Raw genomic sequence first — 18,294 nt, 5'->3', positions numbered from 1 at the left:
TCGCAGCTAAGAATCCTTTGAGGTAATTAAAAATTGGAGCAAAGCAAGTTGACGAGCTTCACTCCCGACTAATCTCAAAGTACACGCAGTAAGCTGGGAATGCTTTCGATCGCTGAGAAATTCTGAATTTCTGCCAAAGCTTGCCTAAAATTGCCTTCTGGCACATCATGGGTAACAACCACAATCTCTGCTAGTTCCCCTTGAAAGCCTGTTTGGACAATTGACTCTAAGCTAACGCCATAGTTGCCAAAGCAAGTACCCAATTTACCGATAACTCCGGGTTGATCATTGGTGAGGAAACGGGCATAAAATCGAGTTATCAATTCTGCCATCGGCGCAATTTGGCAGTATTCCTGATGCCCACAAGCTAATAATGGATTTGTAACTGCTGTATTAGTTTTGAGGATAGCAACTAAATTCAAAATATCTGACGTGACAGCACTAGCGGTTGCACCAGCACCAGCACCGGGGCCAAAAAACATTACTTGCCCGATAGGTTCTCCTTCGACAAGAATGGCATTGTAAACGCCGTTGATGCTAGCCAAAGGGTGGGCTTGAGGCACTAAAGTAGGATGAACTCTTACCGAAAGCGGGGATGAGGGAGTATCACGTTTAGCGATCGCTAATAATTTAATCACAAATCCCAATTTTTCGGCGTAGGCAATATCTGTTTTGCTCACTTGCCGAATCCCCTCAGTATAAACATCTTGTAAGTTGATGCGTCCACCAAAGCCTAATGATGCGAGGATGGCAATTTTATCAGCTGCGTCTAAGCCATCCACATCAGCTGTCGGGTCACCCTCAGCATAACCCAAGCGCTGGGCATCAGCTAAAACATCATTGAAGTTGCTGCCTTCTGTTTGCATCCGTGTCAGGATGTAGTTTGTTGTACCGTTAACAATACCCGTTACAGTATGAATTCGGTTAACACTTAAAGATTGTTTTAGGGGTTGAATCACTGGAATACCACCACCTACAGCGGCTTCTAGCATGACGTATACGCCAGCTTGATTGGCAGTTGTGAAAATTTCTGCTCCGAAGCGGGCGATCGCTGCTTTATTGGCTGTGACTACATGCTTACCATTACTTAAAGCTTTGAGAATAAGCGATCGCGCCGGCTCCAATCCACCCATTACCTCGACAACTATATCTACCGCCGGATCGTTGACAATTGATTCTAAATCTGTAGTTAAAACTTCCGTAGACAATTCTACTGCACGGGGTTTATCTAGCGATCGCACTCCCACCCGATAAATTTCTATCTCTTGCAACAATGGGTGACGCCCAGCGCTATCTTGCAACAACTGCACTGTTCCCGTTCCCACGGTGCCTAATCCCAGTATTCCTAGTTTCACACCCATTTTGCACCCAATTTCACCAATAACAATTGTAGGTAGAGCGTTTGCCCTACCTACTGATTATCCTGCTTCCTTTGTCATTTGTCCTTTGCCCTTCGTTCTTTGTTTAAAACTAATGACTAATGACTAATGACTAATGACCAAATTAATAAGTTTCTACGTGCCAGCGATGAGCTTTCTTGAGTTGCTTCTGGTAATCACTCCAGGTTACACCTTCCTTAGCAGCAGCAGTAGTTAAGGCTGCATCAATACCTTCTTCCATACCTCGCAAACCGCAGATGTAAGTGTGGGTTTTTTCATTTTTAATCAACTGCCACAGTTCATCAGCATGTTCTGCTACGCGGTCTTGGATGTACATTCTACCGCCTTGAGGATTTTTTTGTTCCCGACTAATGGCAGCAGTCAGGCGGAAGTTATCAGGATATTTTTGTTCAATTTCTTCCAGTTCTTCCTTATATAAAAGGTTTGGAGTTGTCGGCACACCAAATATTAGCCAAGAGAATCCTTTAAATTGGTATTCTGGGTTAGCTGCTCTTTCCGCATCTTTAAACTGACGCCACAGATAAGCTCGCATGGGGGCAATACCTGTTCCGGTTGCCATCATGATGACATTAGCATCAGGGTCATCGGGTAACAACATTTCCTTACCCACAGGCCCTGTAATTTTTACATCTGCTCCTGGTTCTAGGAAACACAGGTGTGTAGAGCAAACACCGTAGACTGTTTCGCCAGTTTCTGGGTGCTTATATTCTAATTGGCGGACGCACAGTGATACTGTCTTATCATCTACATCATCGCCATGTCGAGTTGAGGCGATGGAATAGAGTCTAAGTTTTTCTGGCTTACCGTTTTTGTCTAATCCTGGTGGAATAATCCCAATACTTTGACCTTCTATATACTTCAAATCCCCGGCGGAAAGGTCAAATTTAAGGTGTTGAACAATACCAATACCACCTTCTTTGACTAGCGGTTCGTTAGATATTACCTTGCCAATAAACGGAGCATTGGGACGGTAAGTGTTAACAGGAACGTCACCGTGGTCTTTTTTGGCTTTCGCTTGAGTCATGGTGTTGCCTTTCTTGTCCTTGTTCTTGAGCTGTTCTTCAGCTGCTGGTGGTTTAGTAAAACCTTTGGTTTCACTATGAGTATTTACAGGTGTGGCTTTACCATTCCCTTCACTGTTAGCAGTTTCCCCAGATGTAGCTAACTCGCTGACAACGCTTGTAGCACTCCCAAATGAGGCTTTACCATTAACTGGCTCTAGCGCAGTTACAGGCTGGATGCTAACAATTGTGCCGCCTAGACGAGTGATACGTCGCATTTCTTGATTCATGCGGTTGTAAGGCACTCTGATGAACACACTGCCACTTTTCCGAATTGGGTAGTTAGTTTGATCGGTTTCTTCACTCTGACGCAAACCCACTACTTCATAAAGGAAGATGCGGCTACCTAATTCTGTGTTGGCAGCACCCTCAACAGCACCTTGATTGTACATTCGTTCTACCACTCCGATAATTTACTTAACCGTTTTTCAAAAAAAACTATTCCCATCCCATGCCAGCTTTAGTTTACCGGATTTTCGTTTCACAAAACTGGCCCTGAAGGAAAAACGGCATCATTAAATTAATGCCTTGCTAAGTACACTCACCAAAGACATGCAGGCATAGCAAAAAACACACCTGTTCACCTTCTAAGGTAAAGGATAAGTCTTGTGGAGAATGTTAATAATGAATCAATTTAATCTTTTTTTCGTTAACTACCACCCCCATTAGGGAGATAGCTTTTTACCTTATTACCAATGAGCAACTCACAATAGCAGATATTTTTGAAGGGCTGCTTTGATCGGTGGAAGCTACCGCTCAGTTTACCTCTAAAAGCTGCCCTTGTGCTTGCTTACTCCAGGGGTTTAAATCGGAGAATGCCACGAGAGGAAGGTTTTGTCTGATTGGTTTTACTTCTCCAAATCTACTACTCTTTTGGAATCTTGTTAGCTATCTTCATTACCTGTCAATGCAAAATTACATAACTAGGACAACTCCAGCTACAAACATCACGAAATAGAGAATCGTAATTCAAGCAACTCTAATTAGTTTCACTTGATGTGAAAAATCTGTCAACCTTTTATCAGTACTTTGCCATAACGTCAACGCTTCTATATGAGCATATCCATAAATTTACAGCCAAGAATTTGACTAATGCAAGTTGTTTCCTCATTCGTTGGATAGATTTTTGCTTTGAATATATTAAGTATTGTCGAGCAGGAATGACAATTTAGGAACATTAGAAAATTTGCGGCAATAATAAATTATACGTTATAGTCTTGATTCTATAGAATCACAAGTAGCAGACTGATAAAGGTGCAACGCTGATGGGCAGTGCTGATCCCCATTTTTAAATTAACAACTAAATTAACAAAAAAATGATTGAGGAACCACGCTAATTCTTCTTGACAGCAATCTTGTATGGGATACCCCCTTCTGTTAAAATCAAATATATCACTAGGATTAAATACTTACCGGCACCAACATTCAGGCTAGTCCGACGAGTAGCAACTTAAAAGAGTAGGCAGAAGGCAAAGGGCAGATCGCGCAGCGTGTCGTAGACAAGGCAGGAGGAAAGAAGTATGAATGAAATTTTTTTATTTCTAGGTCAAAAGCCCAGTTTAAAAATAAGAATTGTATTGAGTGAGCGAAAAGTGCCGCGAGATTCAAGGCATCTACAGCTTAAGTGCCACGCTTTTAAACGTGGGTTACTCCTGGTTGCTGCCTCCTGCTTGCTGCCTCCTGATTACTTTGTTGCCTACCCGCTTGGTGTCTTATAGATGTGCTAGGTAGCAAGAACGCAGGATAAACCAAAGGGGTAAACTCCTGGCTTCAGAATCTGCTGTGTGAAAAATTATTGACACAACTTTAGTATTTTAGAGGAGATCTATGACAAGTAAGCCGGAACGCGTGGTACTGATTGGAGTAGCCGGAGACTCTGGTTGCGGTAAATCTACGTTTTTGCGTCGTTTGATAGATTTGTTTGGTGAAGATTTAATGACAGTCATCTGCTTGGATGACTATCACTCCTTGGATCGCAAACAGCGCAAAGAAACGGGGATAACGGCACTAGACCCCAGGGCGAACAATTTTGACCTGATGTATGAGCAAATTAAAGCGCTCAAAAGTGGTCAAGCGATTGATAAGCCGATTTACAACCACGAAACCGGCTTGATCGATCCGCCTGAGCGGATAGAGCCGAATCACATTATAGTTGTTGAAGGGCTGCATCCTTTATATGATGAGCGGGTGCGATCGCTAATCGACTTCAGTGTTTATTTTGACATTAGCGATGAGGTCAAAATTGCCTGGAAAATCCAGCGAGATATGGCTGAACGCGGTCATCGCTACGAAGATGTGTTAGCGCAAATCAATTCCCGCAAACCTGACTTTGAAAAGTTTATCGAACCGCAAAGAGAATTTGCCGATGTGGTTCTCCAGGTATTGCCCACAAACTTGATCAAAAACGACACCGAACGTAGAGTCCTACGGGTACGTATGCTCCAACGGGAAGGTAAGGAAGGCTTTGATCCAACCTACCTATTTGACGAAGGGTCAACAATCAATTGGACTCCCTGTGGACGCAAGCTGACCTGTTCTTATCCTGGTATGCAACTGTACTACGGTTCAGATGTTTACTACGGACGCTATGTCTCAGTACTAGAGGTGGATGGTCAATTTGACAACTTGGAAGAAGTCATTTACATCGAAACCCATCTCAGTAATACATCCACAAAATATCAGGGTGAATTGACTCACTTGTTACTCCAGCACCGCGAGTATCCAGGTTCCAATAATGGAACTGGTTTCTTCCAAGTGCTTACAGGTTTGAAGATGCGTGCTGCTTATGAGCGGTTGACAGCTACGGAAGCAAAATTAGCGATTCAGGTTTAAAGCAGCAGTGTTTGTGTCAAAGCTTATGGGGGCGCTTCCGGGTACCCCCTTTTTTTTTGTGTTATTAAATACATTTTAAATAAAAAATAATTAGCATACATTTATCTTGCTTACGGATATTTACCTTATAGTTAATGGTTTTTATCAATATCAAGAAGATACTAACGACTCAAGTATAAATATTGTTATGATTTCATAAATTAGTAGTTGAACTAAATGCCCACATTTAGTCAACGAAAAAACTCTCGATGGAGGAATTTCCTTTGTCTCGTCGATATTTATTTACCTCTGAGTCAGTCACAGAAGGTCATCCAGATAAAATCTGCGATCAGATTTCTGATACTATTCTGGATGCCCTATTGACACAAGACCCTAGCAGTCGTGTCGCCGCTGAAGTCGTAGTTAATACTGGTTTGGTGCTAATCACTGGTGAAATAACCACCAAAGCTAATGTAAATTTCGTCAATCTCGCCCGGAAAAAAATTGCCGAAATTGGTTATACCAATGCTGACAATGGCTTTTCTGCTAACAGCACCAGTGTTCTGCTGGCTTTAGACGAACAATCACCCGATATTGCCCAAGGCGTTAACACCGCCCAAGAAACCCGCGAACAAGATAGTGATGAACAATTTGACAAAATTGGCGCGGGCGATCAAGGTATAATGTTTGGCTTTGCCAGCAACGAAACACCCGAACTGATGCCTTTACCCATCAGTCTCGCCCACCGCATTGCTCGCCGATTGGCAGCAGTCCGTAAAACAGGTGAATTGTCATACCTGCGTCCTGACGGTAAAACCCAAGTAACTGTAGTCTACGAAGATGGACGCCCCGTAGGTATTGATACGATTCTAATTTCCACCCAGCATACAGCCAGTATTGGGGAAATTACGGATGAGGCGGCGGTACAAGCCAAAATTAAACAAGACCTCTGGTCAGCAGTGGTCGAACCTGTTTTTGGCGACATTGACGTTAAACCTAATGAGGAAACACGTTTTTTAGTCAACCCCACTGGCAAATTTGTCGTTGGTGGCCCTCAAGGAGACTCTGGTCTGACAGGACGGAAAATAATCGTTGATACCTACGGTGGCTATTCACGACATGGTGGCGGCGCTTTTTCCGGCAAAGATCCCACGAAGGTAGACCGTTCTGCTGCTTATGCGGCTCGCTATGTAGCGAAAAATATTGTCGCCGCTGGGTTGGCAGAAAAAGTTGAAATCCAACTATCTTATGCTATCGGTGTAGCACGACCAACAAGTATCTTAGTGGATACCTTTGGCACTGGCAAAGTGGATGAAGATACCTTACTGGAATTAATCAACAAACACTTTGAACTCCGTCCAGCAGGGATTATCCATACCTTCAATTTACGCAACTTACCAAGTGAACGAGGCGGACGTTTTTATCAGGACGTCGCGGCTTACGGTCATTTTGGGCGGGCTGATTTAGACTTGCCTTGGGAACAGACCGATAAAGCCGAATTGTTGAAGCAAGCAGCGAATGAGTCACTTTCGGCAGTAGTTGCTCAGGCACTAACTTAGACTTATACGCTACTGTAATAACTTAGTTTATCTACGTGAGGGTATTGGCAACTTGACAACCAATACCCTTATTTTTTAGTAACCACCTGAATATCGAAAAAGAAAACAGGAGTCAGAATTCAGAATTCAGAATTCAGAATACTCTACCCATGTTAGTTCAGCGTACCGTAGACTTCTTGACAAATGACAAATGACCAATGACCAATTGACCAATGACTAAATCCAAAAATAAGTCAGGATGAGAGTCAGGACAGTCAATGGTAAACCAAAACGTAAATGCTCCCAGAATGACAACTGATAACCAAGTTTTGCGACAGCCTCAGCAACAATTAAATTAGCAACTGAACCTAACAAAGTTAGATTACCTGCTAAGGTAGATCCTGCTGCTAATAGTAACCAGGTTTTTGTATCTGGATGGGGAAGTAAATGTTGTAGTAATAATACTGCGGGAACATTAGAAACTAAATTTGAAAGCAGAGCAGTAATTCCTAATATGCTCAGGGGATTATAAACTAAACCGCTAAATAAATTCAATATTCCTAATTTTTCTACTCCAGCAGTCACAACAAATAGTCCAGAAAACATCACCAATAAATCCCAATCTACTTTATTTAAAACTCGTTGCGGTTTGATTCGTCTAGTAATGAAAAGTAAACTGGCAGCTATGAATGTTGCTTGGGCTGGGGGTATTCCAATTAAGAATGCAATTAATAGTCCTCCTGTTATCAATAGGCTTTTAGTAAGTAACGGTTTAAATATGCGGTAACGCACGGGGGTTACACTCGGACAAGACTTAGTAGAACGGACATCAGGATAAAGCCACCACAATAACGCAATTTGGATCAACAAACTTACTAATGCGATGGGAGTCAATGCTTTTGCAAAATCAAGATAGCTGATACCAGAGAACGAACCAATCAAAATATTTTGCGGATTGCCACTTAATGTAGCTACTGAACCCAGATTAGTTGCTCCCGCCAAAGCAAGTAAGTAAGGAATAGGATTGAGGTTCAAAGTTTGGGTTAAACCGAGAACCAAAGGAGTCAAAATTAGAGCAATGGTATCGTTGAGAAAAAAAGCGGAGAGAATTCCACTGCCGAAAGTTAAAACAATTAGCAAACCCAAAGGGCTACGGGTAAAGTGTGTAACTGTATCAAGGGTTAGTTGGAAAAAACCAGCGTAAGCTAAGTTTGTGCTGATTACCATCATGCCAAACAGGAAAACCAGCGTTTTATAGTCTATCGCTTGCCATGCTTCTTTGAGGTCTAATACCCCGAATGCCATCAGCAAAGCTGCACCCACTAAAGCAATACTGGCTCGGTTCATCCGCAAACCAGGGAGATATCCTAAACCCAAACCTATATAAGTAAGCCCAATGATGATGTATCTGAAAACAATCATGATTTTGCTAGATGCTTTTGACGTGATGCCTTTCTATTAACTCCTGTTTTTGTTTCAGGTACACAGAACCAAAAAACTGCTAAAGCCACAACTGCGATCGCTGCTAGAATCAAAAAACCAACATTGTAACCAGCACTTTTAACCACAAATCCAGCCAACACGTTGCTCAAACCCGCACCAATGCCAATGGCAGTGTTGAGAATCCCTTGGGTAACATTAAAGCGTCCAGTGCCTTTAGTCAAATCAGCTACCATCAACACCGAAAGTACACCAAAAATCCCAGCTCCAATACCATCTAGAATTTGCACAGAAACGAGAAAATAAGGATTGTCAGAAAGCGTATACAGCACTCCTCGAATCGGTAAGACGGCAAAGCCTAGCAAAAATATAGGTTTTCGGGCTGTATGTGCGAAACGCCCAGCCAAGTTAGAAACTGGAATCATCACTAACTGAGCCACAATGATACAAGCAGACATATAAACTGTGTCACTTGTCCCTTTACCCTGTGCCAATTCTTGACCAACTAGCGGTAACATAGCAGCATTGGCAAAGTGAAACAGAACTACTGCAACAGTAAAGAATAAGATTTGGCGATCGCTTAATAATTCCAATATGCCTTCGTAGCGCTGTTGATGCTTTTCTTTGTCTTCTTCCTCGCCTTCTTCTCCATCTCCACGCGCTAGTTCGTGGTCAATTTCTCTTTCACGAATCATCCTCACTGAAATAATACTGCCTACAGCCATAGCTGCAACTAGAAAAAATATTGCCTTACGTGCAATAAAGTAACCTGCTAAACCAGCGAGAGTGGCAGCTAGCAGATTGCCTGTATGGTTAAATGTTTCATTACGACCTACCCGCCTATCTAATCTCTCATGTCCTACAAGTCCCAGAGTAATAGCAGTAATAGCAGGTGGGAAAATTGCTGCTGCAATCCCAATCATAATCTGAGAGCCGATGACAACAGGCAAGGTGGGGAACAAGCCCATAGCGATACAGCCGATAGAAACAAACACAGCAGCCAGTACAATCAACATCCGTTTCTGATTTAGCCTGTCAACCAATGCACCAGCTGGTGTTTGGGCAATAACTGTGGCAATTGTCGAAACTGACATTGCCATTCCAATCTGAACAGGGTTCCAATTTGCTGAAGCTTTCAGGTAAATGCTCAAATATGGCCCAACACCATCGCGCACATCCGCGAGAAACACATTCAAGTAATCAAGCGATCGCAAACTCTTCTTACTTGGTCTTCGCTGTTGTTGCATAAGTCTTTAGTGATATTTTGTAAGCTTTGGAGAGGTAACAATACCTTATATAAAAATCGTGCCAAAGATATTGAGAACCGCTATATTTTCACAACTAATGTAGAGACGTTGCAGTGCAAGTCTCTACAGAACAGTATTGCCATAAGAAACCCCCTCTGCTTTTCTCATAGTAAAGTGATTACAACGCAGAGGGGTTTCATTTTTCTTAATATTTTTGTAGAGGCAGGTTTTAAGGATAATTCTGGCATAAAACTAGTTTATTAGATTTAAAACCCGCCAAAACCTATGTTGTATTGATTTTAACCTATGTAATCAGTTGGGCCTATTTCCAATCGGGAATTTCAGCGTCTTCTCCACCAATCCCGATTCCAGTGTTAAATATTTCCGCACCATCAAGATTTAGATCGTTCATTGATGCTTGATACACATTAGAATCGTGAATCGTAGCACGAGTAAAATTTACTCCGTTGAGATTAACTTGCTTCAAATTCACATTACTTACATAAGCGGATGTTAGGTTAGCACCTGCCAAGTTTGCACCAGTTAAGTCCGCACCTTCGAGGTTAGCTCCTACAAGGTTAGCTCCTTGGAGCTTCGAGCCTCTCAAGTCAGCACCAATTAAATGAGCGCCACTGAGGTTAGCTCCTGATAGATCGCACTTAACACATTCCCCAGTTGAAAGTAGCTTTTGTAAATCCTGTGGATTCTCGGCTTTAACCGAGCTAGCGAAAAATAGGGGAGTTGCTAAGGCAATGGCCACTAATAGCTGGAGTTTCATAAATTTTCCCCCTTAATAATCAAGTTGCGTCCGTTCTGTCCCTCACAACTCTATTATCTCACTAAACTTCGTGAGGTCAATCTCTCTTGTGACAATCTATCTCCTGACAAGTTAGTTGTGATCTGAAACACAGATAAAACTGATGTCAAAAATGCCATTAATTTCGGATTTATGGCAGTTTTTACCAAAAATTCCTGAAAAAATGTCAGTATTAAATCACTATTAAATCTTTTTAAAAGCAAAAACTGGTGCTACTTGCTATAGCTAGTTAGAGAAGTATTTATACTTATTAATTGATGGTTTAGCTTAAGTCCTCAGAAATTCTCGCATATATTGATTAACTAATTTCGGCTGTTCTTGCTGCACCCAATGGCCACAATTAGGAATGTACTTGATTTGAAAATCCCTGACATAAGCTGCGGTGTTGTAGGTTAGTTCCTTGCCAAGTGCAGGGTCATTTTCTCCCCAAATCATCAGTGTTGGTACTTCCAGAACGCCCCAAATTGGATTTACCATTCTTTGTTGAAAAATATTGCGGTAGTAGTTCAACATTGCTGTGAGGGCACCGCGTTTTGCAGCAGCATTTTTATAAGCATCAATATCCGCTTTGGTGAAAGCACTCTTGTTAACTGCCATACTTTTAAAAGTTGTTTCAATAGCTTGGTAGTCTGAAGATTGTAAAAGTAATTCTGGTATCCACGGTAGTTGAAAGAGGAATACGTAGTTGCTACGTAGCAACTGTTGGGGAGTGCGTAACCCTTGGGCAAATTTGGCAGGATGAGGCAGGTTAAGAATAATTAATTGTTCTAACTTTTCGGGGTGAGTGTATGCGAAATTCCAAGCGATCGCACCTCCCCAATCATGTCCAACTAATACACATTTTTGGTATCCTAATCCTTTAATTACTCCCTCAATATCTTTGATAAATTCATCCATGACATAAGCTGATTGCTCATTTGGTTTGTCACTATCGTTGTAACCACGCAAGTCAAGGGCGACGACTTTAAAATTTTGGGCAAATTCTGGTATTTGATGCCGCCAAGAGTACCAAAACTCAGGAAAGCCATGCAACATCAACATTAAAGGGCCTTCGCCTTGAGTTACGTAGTGTAGCTTTACCCCATTGGTAGCGATATATTCGTGTTTCCAAGAAGTTTCTATTAAAGACATAATTAATCTAGATTCAGCATTAAATAACACTAAATAATAATACTGTACTTAATAAATTTAATATTATTTCGAGCAGCCTTACATCTATTAAAAGACAGTATTACAATAATGATTTTTGCCAAAAGATTAGACCATTTGCCTTACGGTAGATGTAAATCGTGGGTAAATTTTGGTAAAAGGTAGATATCATAATTCTCTCCAACTACCATGACACAACAGTTGACAAACCATGCTTCATTGTGGGTTGAGCGACTGGGACGATTTGGCTATGTTTCTAAAGGAGTAGTTTACGGTATCGTTGGACTACTGGCAGCACAGGCGGCTTTTGGCAGTGGTGGTAAAACAACTGATACCCAAGGCGCTCTCCAAACAATCGTTAACCAGCCATTTGGTAAATTGTTGCTGGCTTTAGTTGCAATCGGCTTGATTGGATACGTAATCTGGCGTTTTGTACAGGCAATTAAAGATCCAGAAAACAAAGGTAATGATGCCAAAGGTTTAGCAGTACGAATTGGGTACGCAGTTAATGGCTTGATTTATGCAAGTTTAGCCTTAAGTGCGGTGAAAATCGTTACGGGTACAGGCAGCGGTAAAAATAGTAGTGATTCTACTGAAGATTCGACAGCAAGTTTGCTTTCTCAACCCTTTGGTGAATGGTTAGTTGGAACTGTGGGGGTGTTTGTAATTGCTCTAGGCTTCTATCAGTTTTATCAAGCTTTTAGTGGCAAATTTCGTAAAGAACTCAATTTAACTGAATTAAGCAATACACAAGCCCAATGGGTAATGAGGATTTCCAGATTTGGTTTAGCAGCACGGGGTATAGTATTTTGTATTATCGGTTGGTTTTTAATTGAAGCCGCAAGGCAATCGGACGCCGCTACCGCAGAAGGTTTGGATGAAGTATTACAGACGCTAGCGCAACAGCCTAACGGAGCATGGCTTTTGGGTATTGTAGCACTAGGTTTGGTTGCCTATGGGATTTACACAATAATACAGGCGCGGTATCGTCGGCTAGTCAATGTTTAGACGGTGCAGTGCCGAGAATTTCAATTTATAGAAATGGCAATAATAGAAACTCGTGGTATCTGGTTGACCACTACTGATAGTAAGGTTCTCAGATCAAAGCAACGCATTGCTGAGGCGATGGATTTGCTTGCCGAGACGGGATTTAATGTGGTGTTTCCAGTTGTTTGGAATAAGGCACTAACTTTATATCCTAGTCAAACAATGCAGCAGACTTTTGGAGTCGAAATTGACCCTATGTCTGTAGGCCGTGACCCTTTAGAAGAGGTGGTAGTTGAGGCGCGGCGAGTTGGGTTGAAAGTCATTCCTTGGTTTGAATACGGTTTTGCCAGTTCCTACAATTTGAATGGTGGTGTACTTTTACAGAAAAAACCGGAATGGGCTGCGCGTGATTGTAACGGCAATTTACTGAAGAAAAACGGCTTTGAGTGGTTGAATGCCTTCGATGCACAGGTGCAAGAATTCTTGTTGAGCTTGGTGCTGGAAGTTATAAAGAATTATGATGTGGATGGTGTTCAAGGAGACGATCGCTTGCCAGCATTACCCTGTGAAGGTGGCTATGATGAGGTAACTGTCACCTGCTATCGCCAGGAATTCGATCGCAATCCCCCACAGAACCCCAAGGATAGACAATGGTTACAGTGGCGTGCAGATATTCTGACTGAGTTTTTGGCGCGTCTCTACCAGGAGGTGAAAGCGGTGAATCCTAATTTATTAGTAGCGATCGCACCCAATATCCATGATTGGGCATTCCAGGAATATCTGCAAGACTCGCCCGCATGGCTGAAGCGGGGAATAGTCGATATGATTCAGCCGCAGATTTATCGCCGTGACTTTAGGAGTTATCAGGCAATCGCTGATAAACTGATAAACCAGCAGTTCACAGATGGGACACTGCCCAAGTTAGCACCGGGAATACTGATGAAGCTTGGCTCTTACTGTATTAGTCCAGAATATCTGGTGCAGGCAATTGAATACAATCGTCAACTTGGCATTCAAGGAGAGGTATTCTTTTTTTACGAAGGTTTGCGCGAGAATAACAATACCCTTGCTAAAGTTTTGCGAAATGGGCCTTATGCTAAATCTGCATCATTTCCCACTCTGTCAGATTTGAGTGCAGTTGGTGTGAGTCACAAGACGACATCTTCTATTTGGTCACGAGTGGAAAATTTGTTAAAAAAGATTTTTTAAGGGAAAAGGCGCGTGGAATATAAATTGCCAGTGGAAAAGGTAATTAATACTTTAAAAGAAGATTTACCGACACTTTTTCAAAAAGATATTTCTTATGACATTTATACACGGAATATCTATTTTAAAGACCCAGTGAATACATTCAAATACAAATTTAACTATCGAATTATATTTTGGACTTTACGATTTCACGCTCGGCTATTTTTTACTCAGATTTACTTTGATGTGCATGAAGTTTATCAGTCAGCCGAAGACACGATTTTAGCAAAGTGGACGGTGCGGGGAGTGTTGCGCGTTCCCTGGAAAGCAGGGTTGCTTTTTAATGGCTATTCAACGTATAAACTCAATCAAGATAATTTGATATACGAGCATATCGACACCTGGGATAGAAAGCCAGGAGAGATTTTACGGCAGTTTTGGCAAAGGGAAGGAGATAGCTAGTTGGCTATTATATCATTGACAGACTAGTAGGGTGCGTTGCAGACTTTGGCCAAACAGACTCTACTAGTCTATGAAGAGTGCTGAGTTCCGTTAGCGGTAGCGGTGCGTTTAGCCCATACCTTCTAATAAGAATGAGATACAGCTTAACCTCACCCTGATAAAGCTGTGCTTTATCTCCCTTGTTTGTGAGTTTGGAAATAAGGACTCATATTTGATTTTTCAGAAATCAAATTGGCTAGAAGCTTGTTATACAAAGGTTTGTTGCTCAGTATACTTAGCAAGATTCAAGTATGATTACTATATAACAAAATATGTATTAATTTAGAGATATATAGAGATATATAGATATCTGATAAATAAAGGAAAAACCAAAATTCTGCAAGAAGCGAACTAACTGATGTGTCTCTGGCAGAAATTCAGATATCGTGAAGTGGCAGTTGATTTAAACTCAATTTTGCTCTTTACGATTTTGCCTAGACTATGCAGTGGTAAAACTTTAGCATCAAAAAACCTAAATGTCATCACTCCTGTACTAGACGTTGATTTAGTTTATATATTAAACTACATTAAGACGATAGGAATAGTGGGTTTTTATGGAAAGCGTCCAAAACGTTAGTCAAGAGTTGAATAGAACAACAGACACAGCACTAGAGCAATTACAAAAGTCTACTCCAGTAGAGTTCAAAAAAGACATTTTCAAAAAACTCAGAGGTGGATTTTTTCTAATACTCGGATATTTATTGTCACCACTATGTTGGTGGAATGACCTACTATTCAATCTGCCAATAGCTTATGCTTTTGGGTATGCCTGTAGTTTACTTTCCCCAAAATTGCTTCTACCTTGTTCAATTATCGGATACTGGCTCTCTAACATTGTGGGAATTCTCTTGATGCAATTCGGTTCTAAGGACATTTTTCAAAAAGAGCCTCAAGAGCATAACCTCAAAAAAGAATTGTTCACAGGTCTAATTTCTTCAACAGTTTATACCCTGTTGATTATGCTATTGATCCAGTTGAAGATTCTTGATTCTCCTATTTTATTCTCCAACAGTTAATTTAGTTTATCACTTTCTACAAAGGAATCGATAGCATGGGTGCACATCTGTGCATCCATACTATATATATGTAGTAGATATAGCAATGTTTGGAAGAGCTACGAACAAACAAAACCTGAATTATTCCATAATTCCATAAATTGGGGTTCTGAGTCTCTTGGTGGAGAGCCAATCAGGGAGTAAGAAGATCAATTTTCATTAAATTTTAAAAATTCACTTAAATTCAACAATTTTGGAGCCTCCTTACTTACAATTAATGGTAACTTACCATTCCATTTTTCTATTGCTTGCCTTTGCAGAATTTCTGGAGTTAAACCATCACGTAATAATCTGTGCATCTCAGCTTCGCCTTTAGCTAAATTAACTTTTGCTTCAGCCTCTTTTGTTGCTTTCAATGCTATAAAGTCTGCTCGTTTTGCTTCTTGTTCAGCAATCTGCTTTGCCTCCACTGCCTCACCAAATCGTTCAGAAAAATGCACATGAACTAGAGAAATATCATCAACTGCAACGTGATAGCTACCCAGTCGCGTGGACAATGCATCATCTACTCCACTTTTGACTTCTCCTCGTTTAGTAATAATTTCTTCGGCAGTATACTTTGCTATTATTGCTTTTAGCACTTCTTCAACAGCTGGGTTAATAATCCGAATAACTACATTTTGTTCATCTCCGATTTCTTGAAAAATGGCATTTGCTTCCTGGGGTATAATATGCCAATTGAGAGCTATATCAGCGAAAACATTTTGTAAATCTTTGGAAGAAGCCTCAGTGGAGATTTCCTGTTTTTGGACTCTAATACTCAACTTTGTCACAGTATTGACTATAGGAATAATTAGGTGAAGTCCTTCACCTAATATCTGGTTTTGTACTTCACCAAATTTCATTAACACACCACGTTCTCCTGCATTTACAATCACACAAGGTGTCAGGAAAAGAGTTATCAGGAACAAAAGAGCAGTCAGTTTACCGGCACTATTGAAATTTGTAAATTTTATCATCTGTATGAACCATGTATGCATCTTGTATAGAGACACATATTTTAGAAGCTATGGGCTTCTTTCCGTCATGATTTTAGCTCGACTTTATCCAAAATTAAGAACATTCTTGACTTAATAGCAACTGCCCATTATTCAGCCGATATACACCAGTAGATTCGATAATCGGACGCTAGCGACAGGATGTAGTTTCGACACCCCTCACGTCACTGTAGCTAGAAACTAAAACACCAAATCAAGACGATTAGTAATCAAAGCACCAGAACCTGTAATAGTAAAAGAGTTTTCTTGTCACTTGATGCCGCGTGAAATGTAACTATGGCGATGAGTGCATTAGTATCAATGACTAGAGATAATTTGGTGAAGCTATTTTGGATGGAACTATTGTCAGGGGAATTAATCTCAACAGTTCCCGACAAGCCGACTCCAGAACTCGCTGTAATAAATTTGGAAACATCGCTGGATTGAGTACCAACAAATACACCTTGGCTATTGACTACAACAACTAGAACACCGATTCAGTAATCGAGGAACAAAAGAAAAATCAGCCTAGAATGAAGTAAAAAATGAAGGAGAAAATAGAGTAAACGGGAGCATTGTACTACTTCCCGAACTGGACGAAGTGTTTCCATTCATGCTGATGAGCCATTGTTCCAGGAATTAAAACAACGTGAGTTCGACGGATAGAAAAGCGCAAAAAGCTTGCTATGTATGAATTTGCTTAACTGAGCATACAAAAAGGCGATCGCTACGATTGATTGAGAACTAGCAAAAAAGTCACAAAAAAATGCCGAGACTAAGAATATCTAACAAAAACAAGGGTCAGGGCTTAGTCTACCATTGTATCTCGCCTCCACATCACCCAAATTTTCTGCGACGTAGATGATTTCTGTAACCAATGGGAAAGTAAGAAGGCAGCAAATACCACAATTGACCATCGACAGCAGGAGAACGGCGCAGCAAGTCAAGGATGCATCATTCAGTTGTGATGACAATAGTTATCGCATTTTATGGCAGTGGATATAAGACTTTCAAGGAATTCTATACCCTGGATGTGCTTACTCGTTGGCATGGAGCATTTCCTAATTTAGTCAGCTACACTCGGTTTGTGGAACTGATGCCCTGGTGCAAAATGGCTGTTATGTTGCTTTTTACATACACGTTATTGAGAAATTACTGGGATTAGCTTTATCGATTCCACCCCAATTAATGTTTGTCATAACTGTAGGGCACATTCTCACAAAGTGTTTAAAGGATTAGTTAAATGGGGCAAAAATTCTGTAGGCTGGCACTTTGGGTTCAAGCTTCATTTAATTATTAATGATTGTGGAGAATTACTCGCGTTTTCGCTAACACAAGCATTTGTAGACGACCGAAAACCAGTCCCAGATATGACTAAGGATTTGATTGATAAACTGTTTGGTGACAGAGGATAATCTGGTCAAAAATTATTTGAGGAGCTATATGAACGAGGGTTGCAGTTAGTGACTAAATCTAAGAAGAAAATGAAAAATCGTTTGGTAAAACTGATTGATAAGATTCTATTACGCAAACGTGCTGTAATTGAGTCGGTTAATGACCATCTGAAAAACATCTGTCAAATCGAACACTCCCGTCATCGTAGTCCATTTAACTTTTTGATTAACCTGATGGCCGGTTTAGCTGCTTATACCTATTTGCCTAAAAAACCTTCGATTGATATTTACCCAAAAGATTTGCCTGCACTACCTCCTGCCATTTTTTAGTTCTGTCGAACTCACGTTAAAACAACGTCAATTAACTCCTGCTGGTCGTGCCAAACTCCGAGAACGCGTTGCTGTGGAGCATTCTTGATCTCATATTGGTCGATGGCAAGGAGATCAAGCTCGTTACATTGGTTCTCGCAAAAATTTATTTGACCTTCGCCGTACTGCCGTCGTCCATAATCTTCATGTCAAGAGCCAAAATTTTTACACCTACTACTGAACAGTCTGTTACTTCATCCTGATTACTGAATCGGTGTTCTAGACCATCTGTATCTCTTGCAACGTGCGTTCCGCCCCACTTCACTAACGCCAATTTATTGTATGCATCATACAAGTATGATAAGCAAAAAGCCCCAGGCTGTGGAGCGTGGGGCTTTTTGTTTGTATAAATGAGACCTG

The 18,294-nt window shown here is 41.0% G+C and carries 16 protein-coding genes and 2 pseudogenes; 10 read left to right on the top strand and 8 right to left on the bottom strand.

The window, feature by feature from the left end; all coding sequences use genetic code 11:
- Positions 1-74 precede the first annotated feature (74 nt).
- Both HWQ43_RS14915 and petH read right to left on the bottom strand, forming a co-directional pair.
- Complete coding sequence (locus tag HWQ43_RS14915) at positions 75-1,361, bottom strand: homoserine dehydrogenase (protein WP_292734942.1); 1,287 nt, start codon at positions 1,359-1,361, stop codon at positions 75-77.
- Positions 1,362-1,503: 142 nt separating this feature from the next.
- Positions 1,504-2,853 (bottom strand): ferredoxin--NADP reductase, encoded by a 1,350-nt coding sequence (gene petH / locus HWQ43_RS14910; protein WP_292734939.1) that lies wholly within the window; start codon positions 2,851-2,853, stop codon positions 1,504-1,506.
- Between the two features lie 1,435 nt (positions 2,854-4,288).
- Between petH and HWQ43_RS14905 the strand changes: the two genes are divergently transcribed.
- Both HWQ43_RS14905 and metK read left to right on the top strand, forming a co-directional pair.
- Complete coding sequence (locus HWQ43_RS14905; protein WP_292734934.1) at positions 4,289-5,293, top strand: phosphoribulokinase; 1,005 nt, start codon at positions 4,289-4,291, stop codon at positions 5,291-5,293.
- A 263-nt stretch (positions 5,294-5,556) separates the two neighbouring features.
- On the top strand, positions 5,557-6,831 hold the full coding sequence (gene metK, locus HWQ43_RS14900; protein WP_292734931.1) for a methionine adenosyltransferase: 1,275 nt from the start codon (positions 5,557-5,559) through the stop codon (positions 6,829-6,831).
- Positions 6,832-7,047: 216 nt separating this feature from the next.
- On the opposite strand, the gene HWQ43_RS14895 is transcribed toward metK, so the two are convergent.
- From HWQ43_RS14895 to HWQ43_RS14880, 4 genes are all read right to left on the bottom strand, one after another.
- Entirely contained in the window at positions 7,048-8,232 is a 1,185-nt protein-coding gene (locus tag HWQ43_RS14895; RefSeq protein WP_292734929.1) for an anion transporter, read from the bottom strand.
- Entirely contained in the window at positions 8,229-9,497 is a 1,269-nt protein-coding gene (locus HWQ43_RS14890) for an MFS transporter (protein WP_292734926.1), read from the bottom strand. The genes HWQ43_RS14895 and HWQ43_RS14890 overlap by 4 nt, the downstream gene beginning before the upstream one ends.
- A 322-nt stretch (positions 9,498-9,819) precedes the next feature.
- Complete coding sequence (locus tag HWQ43_RS14885; RefSeq protein WP_292734923.1) at positions 9,820-10,275, bottom strand: pentapeptide repeat-containing protein; 456 nt, start codon at positions 10,273-10,275, stop codon at positions 9,820-9,822.
- 306 nt (positions 10,276-10,581) lie between these two features.
- Positions 10,582-11,445, bottom strand: coding sequence for an alpha/beta hydrolase (locus HWQ43_RS14880; RefSeq protein ID WP_292734920.1), 864 nt, complete (start codon positions 11,443-11,445; stop codon positions 10,582-10,584).
- A 207-nt stretch (positions 11,446-11,652) separates the two neighbouring features.
- Between HWQ43_RS14880 and HWQ43_RS14875 the strand changes: the two genes are divergently transcribed.
- From HWQ43_RS14875 to HWQ43_RS14860, 4 genes are all read left to right on the top strand, one after another.
- Entirely contained in the window at positions 11,653-12,471 is an 819-nt protein-coding gene (locus tag HWQ43_RS14875) for a DUF1206 domain-containing protein (protein ID WP_292734917.1), read from the top strand.
- 33 nt (positions 12,472-12,504) lie between these two features.
- On the top strand, positions 12,505-13,659 hold the full coding sequence (locus HWQ43_RS14870) for a family 10 glycosylhydrolase (RefSeq protein WP_292734914.1): 1,155 nt from the start codon (positions 12,505-12,507) through the stop codon (positions 13,657-13,659).
- Between the two features lie 12 nt (positions 13,660-13,671).
- Entirely contained in the window at positions 13,672-14,100 is a 429-nt protein-coding gene (locus HWQ43_RS14865; protein WP_292734911.1) for a DUF2358 domain-containing protein, read from the top strand.
- Between the two features lie 593 nt (positions 14,101-14,693).
- Positions 14,694-15,155: a hypothetical protein gene (locus HWQ43_RS14860; RefSeq protein WP_292734909.1), complete on the top strand. Its 462-nt coding sequence runs from the start codon at positions 14,694-14,696 to the stop codon at positions 15,153-15,155.
- A 188-nt stretch (positions 15,156-15,343) separates the two neighbouring features.
- Here HWQ43_RS14860 and HWQ43_RS14855 read toward each other — a convergent pair whose 3' ends face one another.
- Positions 15,344-16,153 (bottom strand): prohibitin family protein, encoded by an 810-nt coding sequence (locus HWQ43_RS14855; RefSeq protein ID WP_292734906.1) that lies wholly within the window; start codon positions 16,151-16,153, stop codon positions 15,344-15,346.
- Positions 16,154-16,474: 321 nt separating this feature from the next.
- Between HWQ43_RS14855 and HWQ43_RS14850 the strand changes: the two genes are divergently transcribed.
- The 4 genes and pseudogenes from HWQ43_RS14850 to HWQ43_RS14835 form a co-directional block, all read left to right on the top strand.
- Complete coding sequence (locus HWQ43_RS14850; protein WP_292734902.1) at positions 16,475-16,618, top strand: hypothetical protein; 144 nt, start codon at positions 16,475-16,477, stop codon at positions 16,616-16,618.
- Between the two features lie 502 nt (positions 16,619-17,120).
- On the top strand, positions 17,121-17,336 hold the full coding sequence (locus HWQ43_RS14845) for a hypothetical protein (RefSeq protein WP_292734899.1): 216 nt from the start codon (positions 17,121-17,123) through the stop codon (positions 17,334-17,336).
- A pseudogene (locus tag HWQ43_RS14840) lies at positions 17,323-17,895 on the top strand (IS982 family transposase). The gene HWQ43_RS14845 and the pseudogene HWQ43_RS14840 overlap by 14 nt, the downstream one beginning before the upstream one ends.
- A 4-nt stretch (positions 17,896-17,899) precedes the next feature.
- A pseudogene (locus HWQ43_RS14835) lies at positions 17,900-18,115 on the top strand (IS5/IS1182 family transposase); the annotation flags it as partial.
- Here HWQ43_RS14835 and HWQ43_RS14830 read toward each other — a convergent pair.
- Positions 18,041-18,294: hypothetical protein (locus tag HWQ43_RS14830; RefSeq protein WP_292735086.1), on the bottom strand; the 254-nt coding region annotated here is incomplete at its 5' end. The pseudogene HWQ43_RS14835 and the gene HWQ43_RS14830 overlap by 75 nt on opposite strands.

Source organism: Nostoc sp. JL31 (genome assembly GCF_017114965.1).
Classification (GTDB): Bacteria; Cyanobacteriota; Cyanobacteriia; order Cyanobacteriales; family Nostocaceae; genus Nostoc; species Nostoc punctiforme_A.
Note: the sequence above shows the minus strand (reverse complement) of the source record. Positions and strands in the feature narration are given on the sequence as shown.

Excerpts from the sequence above, each read along its gene's own strand:
- HWQ43_RS14895 (WP_292734929.1), bottom strand. The coding sequence starts at position 8,232 with ATGATTGTTTTCAGATACATCATCATTGGGCTTACTTATATAGGTTTG.
- petH (WP_292734939.1), bottom strand. The coding sequence starts at position 2,853 with ATGTACAATCAAGGTGCTGTTGAGGGTGCTGCCAACACAGAATTAGGT.
- HWQ43_RS14875 (WP_292734917.1), top strand. The coding sequence starts at position 11,653 with ATGACACAACAGTTGACAAACCATGCTTCATTGTGGGTTGAGCGACTG.
- HWQ43_RS14890 (WP_292734926.1), bottom strand. The coding sequence starts at position 9,497 with ATGCAACAACAGCGAAGACCAAGTAAGAAGAGTTTGCGATCGCTTGAT.
- HWQ43_RS14880 (WP_292734920.1), bottom strand. The coding sequence starts at position 11,445 with ATGTCTTTAATAGAAACTTCTTGGAAACACGAATATATCGCTACCAAT.
- HWQ43_RS14860 (WP_292734909.1), top strand. The coding sequence starts at position 14,694 with ATGGAAAGCGTCCAAAACGTTAGTCAAGAGTTGAATAGAACAACAGAC.
- HWQ43_RS14905 (WP_292734934.1), top strand. The coding sequence starts at position 4,289 with ATGACAAGTAAGCCGGAACGCGTGGTACTGATTGGAGTAGCCGGAGAC.
- HWQ43_RS14850 (WP_292734902.1), top strand. The coding sequence starts at position 16,475 with ATGAGTGCATTAGTATCAATGACTAGAGATAATTTGGTGAAGCTATTT.
- HWQ43_RS14845 (WP_292734899.1), top strand. The coding sequence starts at position 17,121 with ATGCATCATTCAGTTGTGATGACAATAGTTATCGCATTTTATGGCAGT.
- HWQ43_RS14855 (WP_292734906.1), bottom strand. The coding sequence starts at position 16,153 with ATGATAAAATTTACAAATTTCAATAGTGCCGGTAAACTGACTGCTCTT.
- HWQ43_RS14870 (WP_292734914.1), top strand. The coding sequence starts at position 12,505 with ATGGCAATAATAGAAACTCGTGGTATCTGGTTGACCACTACTGATAGT.
- HWQ43_RS14915 (WP_292734942.1), bottom strand. The coding sequence starts at position 1,361 with ATGGGTGTGAAACTAGGAATACTGGGATTAGGCACCGTGGGAACGGGA.
- HWQ43_RS14885 (WP_292734923.1), bottom strand. The coding sequence starts at position 10,275 with ATGAAACTCCAGCTATTAGTGGCCATTGCCTTAGCAACTCCCCTATTT.